Annotated in this window: 3 protein-coding genes and 1 tRNA gene; 3 read left to right on the forward strand and 1 reads right to left on the reverse strand. The window is 68.7% G+C overall.

Annotated elements, in window-relative coordinates; genetic code table 11:
- Positions 1–14: 14 nt before the first annotated feature.
- Positions 15–557 (reverse strand): PPA1309 family protein, encoded by a 543-nt coding sequence (locus tag STRTUCAR8_RS03890; protein WP_044471593.1) that lies wholly within the window; start codon positions 555–557, stop codon positions 15–17.
- A gap of 164 nt (positions 558–721) precedes the next feature.
- On the opposite strand from STRTUCAR8_RS03890, the gene STRTUCAR8_RS03895 reads away from it, so the two are divergent.
- The 3 genes from STRTUCAR8_RS03895 (at position 722) to STRTUCAR8_RS03905 (ending at position 5,846) form a co-directional block, all read left to right on the forward strand.
- Positions 722–3,697 carry a UPF0182 family membrane protein gene (locus STRTUCAR8_RS03895; protein WP_044471594.1) on the forward strand — a complete coding sequence of 992 codons (2,976 nt, stop codon included), beginning with the start codon at positions 722–724 and terminating at the stop codon, positions 3,695–3,697.
- 69 nt (positions 3,698–3,766) lie between these two features.
- Positions 3,767–3,840 (forward strand) — tRNA-Met (locus tag STRTUCAR8_RS03900).
- A 206-nt stretch (positions 3,841–4,046) separates the two neighbouring features.
- Positions 4,047–5,846: a tetratricopeptide repeat protein gene (locus tag STRTUCAR8_RS03905; protein ID WP_044471595.1), complete on the forward strand. Its 1,800-nt coding sequence runs from the start codon at positions 4,047–4,049 to the stop codon at positions 5,844–5,846.
- Positions 5,847–5,855 lie beyond the last annotated feature (9 nt).

Below are 5,855 nucleotides of genomic sequence, written 5' to 3' on the forward strand. Positions count from 1 at the left end.
CACTCGTTCCTCCGTCAGTCCGCGAACGTCGCCGACAGTGCCTCCGCCAGGCCCGGCACCAGACCCGCCCCCGTGAGCACCTCCGTCGCCGCGTCCTTCTCGCGCAGACGCACCGCCGAGTCACGCGTGCCGTCGCGCAGGACCGCGACCGTCATCCGGACCTCCTGACGGTCGGGGTGCGCGGCGACCCAGGCCGCCAGCTTCTTGTCGCTCAGCCCCTGCGGGACCGCCGCCTCCGCGGACGGCGGGAGCATCAGGCGCTCGACGGTGAGGGCGCAGCCCATCACCGAGTCGGGCCAGGCGATGGTGGCGAGGAACTCGTCCAGCGGCTTGCCCGCCGGGATCTCGTCCTGTTCGATCGGGGTCAGACCGGTGGTCGCCTGCTCCTCCGCCAGGCCGAGCTGGGCCGCGAGAGCGGGTTCCTGGACCCGCAACCGGGCAGTGTCTACGAGGGCGAAGAGACGAGCCGGCTGGTCCCAGCCGAGGCCGGAGGCGTACTCGTCGATCTCGAGTACGGCCCGGGTGAGCGGGTTCGCCGCCATGGGAGTGTTGGACATGGTCACAATCCTGCCTCGTTCATGGCCCGAAACGGGAACCGAGTAAAGCGTGAGTAAGTTGCATAGGTGAGGCCCCTACGATCACGGGCCTGACGGATGGTCCGCGATCACGGGGGCCTGACGGACCGACAGCGACTTTTGAGGTGCCAACCTTGGCTTTCCAGATGCCGGACCGCGGCGGAGGCCCGCAGGGGCCACGGATCAGAGTGGGCCGCCCGTCCCGGCGCGTCCGGACCCTGCTCATGACACTGGGTGTCCTTGCCGTACTCGGCATGGCGTTCATCATGTTCGCGGGCTTCTGGACGGAGTGGCTCTGGTACCGCTCGGTCGACTACTCATCTGTCTTCACGACCACGCTGTGGACCAAGATCGGGCTTTTCCTCGTCTTCGGTCTGCTGATGGCGACAGCGGTAGGGGTGAACATCTGGCTGGCGCACCGGCTGCGCCCGCCGCTGAGCGCCATGTCGATGGAGCAGCAGAGCCTCGACCGGTACCGCATGGGCATCGCCCCTTACAAGAAGTGGCTGCTGCTCGGTGTCACCGTCCTGGTCGGTCTCATCGCGGGCGCGTCGGCGTCCGGACAGTGGCGGACCTGGCTTATGTGGGTCAACGGAGTGTCCTTCGGACAGAAGGACCCCCAGTTCGGTCTGGACGTGTCCTTCTACGCCTTCGACCTGCCCTGGTACCGCTTCCTGATGGGCTTCGGCTTCGCCGCCACGATCCTCTCCCTGATCGCCGCCGCCCTCACCCACTACCTGTACGGCGGGCTGCGCGTCACCAGTCCGGGTGCCCGTGCCACGGCCGCGGCGACCGGGCACCTGTCCGTGCTGCTGGGTATCTTCGTCGCCCTCAAGGCGGTCGCGTACTGGCTCGACCGGTACGGCCTCGCGGTGAAGTCGAGTGACTTCAAGGCGACCGGCAACTGGACGGGTCTGCGGTACGTCGACGCCAACGCCTATCTGCCGGCGAAGACGATCCTGTTCTGCATCGCCATCATCTGCTCGCTGCTGTTCTTCGCGACCCTGTGGCGGCGCACCTGGCAGCTGCCCGTCATCGGCTTCGGACTGATGGTCCTCTCGGCCATCCTCATCGGCGGGCTGTACCCGGCGATCGTGCAGAAGTTCCAGGTCCAGCCGAACGAGCAGGCGAAGGAAGCCCCGTACGTCGAGAAGAACCTGAAGGCGACGCGCGAGGCGTACGGCATCGACGGCGCCAAGGTCAGCGAGTACGCCGGCCGCAGCGACACCGAGGACAAGACCAAGCTGCGGGACGACGTGGACGCCACGGCCAGCATCCGCATCATGGACCCGAACATCGTGTCGCCGACGTTCCAGCAGCTCCAGCAGATGCGTAACTACTACGCGTTCCCGACCAACCTGGACGTCGACCGGTACAGCAAGGACGGCAAGGACCAGGACACGGTCATCGGGCTGCGTGAGCTGAACCTCAACGGCATTCCGAAGAACAACTGGATCAACGACCACTTCCGTTACACGCACGGATTCGGTGTGGTCGCGGCCAAGGGCACCACGGCGGACGCCGAGGGACGCCCGGTCTTCACCGAGTCCGACCTGCCGTCCACGGGTGACCTCGGGACGTACCAGCAGCGGATCTACTACGGCGAGAAGACCAGCCAGTACTCGATCGTCGGCGGTCCCCAGAAGGAGATCGACTACTCCGACGACGCCGGCGAGAAGACCACCAGCTACAAGGCGAAGAGCGGTGTCAGCCTCTCCAGCCCGATAAACCGCGCAGCGTACGCGGTCGCGTTCAGTGAGCCGCAGATCCTCTACTCCGGTGCCATCGGCGAGGGTTCGCGGATTCTGTACAACCGCACGCCCAAGGAACGGGTCGAGGCTGTCGCTCCCTGGCTGACCATCGACGGCGACGCCTACCCGGCCGTCGTCGACGGTGAGATCCAGTGGATCGTCGACGCGTACACGACGACGAACGGGTACCCGTACGCCTCCCGCACCACCCTGGGGGACACGACGGCCGACTCGCTCACCGCCAACAACAACCAGCGTGCGGTGGTGGCCCAGCAGAACCAGGTCAACTACATCCGCAACTCGGTGAAGGCGACCGTCGACGCGTACACCGGCGAGGTCAAGCTCTACCAGTGGGACACCAAGGACCCGGTCCTGAAGACCTGGATGAAGGCGTTCCCGAACACGGTCGAGCCGAAGAGCGACATCTCGGCCTCGCTGATGGCCCATCTCCGGTACCCGCAGGACCTGTTCAAGGTCCAGCGCGAGCTGCTGACCCGCTACCACGTGGCGAGTGCCTCGACGTTCCTCAGCGGTTCCGAGGTGTGGCAGGTGCCGGACGACCCGAGCAACAAGTCGGGCGACGCGGTGCCGCCGTACTACCTCAGCATGAAGATGCCCGACCAGCAGGCGCAGGCGTTCTCCCTGACGACGACGTTCACGCCGAACGGCCGGGACAACCTGAGCGCCTTCATGTCGGTCAACGCCGAGGCGGGGACGAGCGATTACGGCAGGATCAGAATCCTGAAGCTGCCGACGAGCAGAACAGTCGACGGACCCAAACAGGTCCAGAGCCAGTTCAACTCCGAACAGGACATCGCCGAGTCCATCAGGCTACTGAGAGGCGGGGACTCGGAGATCGAGTACGGCAACCTGCTGACAGTGCCGCTCGACGGCGGGCTGCTCTACGTGGAACCCGTCTACGTACGCGGCAGCGGCCTCAAGTACCCGCTGTTGCGCAAGGTGTTGGTGACGTACGGCGGCCAGACCGCCTTCGAGGACACCCTCGACGCCGCGCTCAACAAGGTCTTCGGCGCGCAGGGCACGACCACCGAGCCACCGGACGAGGGCAGCGGCACGACGACACCGCCACCGGCGTCCGACAGCCCGACGGTCCAAGAGGCGCTCACAGACGCCCAGAAGGCCTTCGCCGACGGCCAGACGGCTCTCCAGAAGGGCGACTGGGAGGCGTACGGCAAGGCACAGGCGGCCCTTGAGGACGCCCTCAAGCGGGCCGAGGAGGCACAGGCCGAGGCAGGTAAGACCGACAAGACCGACAAGACCGACAAGACCGACAAGGCGAGCCCCAGTCCCAGCGGCAGCCCGAGCGGTAGCCCAAGTAGCAGTCCCAGCAGCAGTTCGAGCAGCGGTTAGTGCTGGTCGGGCCTGCTGAGGCTGCGGCCTCCGCTCCTCCCGCGCCGTGGTACGGTTGGAACACAACGGCGCGGGGTGGAGCAGCTCGGTAGCTCGCTGGGCTCATAACCCAGAGGTCGCAGGTTCAAATCCTGTCCCCGCTACTGATTGCGAAGGCCCGGATCCTCCAAGGATCCGGGCCTTCGTGGTGTGCGAACGCATGTGCCGACCAGGTTAAGGTCGCGCCTTCCAGGGGCACTTGAGGGGAACTGTGTTTGACTTGTCTCTCTGTGGGCATGTCGACAAAACGCTGAATTGACCTCACTGGCTGCGGTATACCAGGTGTACCCAGGTTGCAGGTGGTGCGACGATGGACGTTATGGGGGACAAGGCAACTCTGTTGGAGACAGGGCGATTTGTGCAGCCTTCCGACCGGGACGAAACCGGCGAGGCGGTAGAAGAGGCACGCCAACGGCTCGCCGCCGAGGCCGGCGACGTCGAGGCGATGAGTGTCCTCGGAGCCATGCTGCTGCGTCGCGGTGATCTCGACGGAGCCGAGCCTCAGCTGCGTGCCGCCACCGCCGCCGGTGACCGTGCCGCGGCCAACAACCTCGGTGTCCTCCTCCATCAGCGCGGGTACGCGGACGACGCCGCCGGATGGTGGCGGATCGCCGCCGTCGCGGGATCGGCTCCCGCCGCCCACGCGCTCGGTCGCCACCACCGTGAGCGCGGCGACGAGCCGGCCGCCGAGTACTGGCTGCGCCAGTCCGCCGAGCAGGGGCACGTGCTGGGCGCGTACGCCCTCGCCGATCTGCTGGAGCACCGCGGGGACGTGGCCACGGAGCAGTGGATGCGCGTCGCCGCCGAACGGGGACACCGGGAGGCCGCGTACCGGATCGCCCGCGCGCTCGACCGCAAGGCCGTTGCTGACGCGGGTGTCGAGGAGGGTGCCGGCGACGGCGGCTCGGGAGAGGCCGAGCAGTGGTACCGGCAGGCTGCCGCGCGGGGACATCAGCGGGCCGCGCTGCACCTCGGGGCCATTCTGGAGAAGCGCGGTGAGCTGAAGGAGGCCGGGCGCTGGTATCTGACGTCCGCCAAGGACGGCGAGGCCAGGGCCGCGTGCGCGCTCGGATTCCTGCTGCGCGACGCGGGCGACTCCGAGAGCGCCGCCGTGTGGTGGCTGCGGGCTGCCCAGGACGGGGACGGCAACGCGGCCAACGCGCTGGGCGCGCTGCACGCCGAGCGGGGCGAGACCCAGACCGCCGAGCGCTGGTACCGGGCGGCCATGGACGCCGGGGACGTGAACGGCGCGTACAACCTCGGGCTGCTCTGCGCCGAGCAGTCGCGTACCGCGCAGGCCGAACAGTGGTACCGGCGGGCCGCGTACGCGGGGCACCGCGAGGCCGCGAACGCGCTCGCCATTCTGCTGCTGCAGGGCGGGGACGCGGCGGGGGCCGAGCCGTGGTTCTCCAAGGCGGCCGAGGCGGGCAGTGTCGATGCCGCCTTCAACCTCGGGATCCTGCACGCCGGACGGGGCGAGGAGACGGCCGCGCTGCGCTGGTACGAGCGGGCCGCCGGCGCCGGGCACACCGAGGCGGCGCTGCAGGTCGGCATCGCCCGGCTCCGCGACGGGGACGAGCGGGAGGCCGAGCGGTATCTGCGGTGTGCGGCGGGCGGGGGGAGCCCCGAGGCCGCGTACCGGCTGGCCTCCGTGCTCGACGCCCGGCGTCCGCAGGCGCCCGCGCACGAGCTCGGTGAGATCGCGCACGAGAAGACCGAATGCGAGGAGTGGTACGAGCGGGCGGCTTCCCAGGGGCACCGTCGGGCGCAGGTGCGGGTGGGGATGCTGGCGTCGGCTCGCGGGGACGTGGTGGAGGCGGCTCGTTGGTATCGGGCCGCCGCTGAGGCGGGTTCTCGAAACGGGGCGTTCAACCTGGGACTGTTGCTGGCCCGGGAGGGGAGTGAGCCCGAGGCCGCGGTGTGGTGGGCTCGGGCGGCTGAGGCGGGCCATGGGCGGGCCGCGTTGCGGTTGGCGCTGGTGTATGCGCGGCGGGGGGAGTTGGCGGAGGGGCAGCGATGGGCTGATCTCGCCGTTTCTCTGGGGCCGGGGGAGGTCGCTGAGCGGGCGGCGCGGTTGCGGGACGCGTTGCGGGAAGAGCTTTCTGCGTGACCGGGTGGG

Origin of the sequence: Streptomyces turgidiscabies Car8, assembly GCF_000331005.1 — a bacterium.
Taxonomy (GTDB): Bacteria; Actinomycetota; Actinomycetes; order Streptomycetales; family Streptomycetaceae; genus Streptomyces; species Streptomyces turgidiscabies.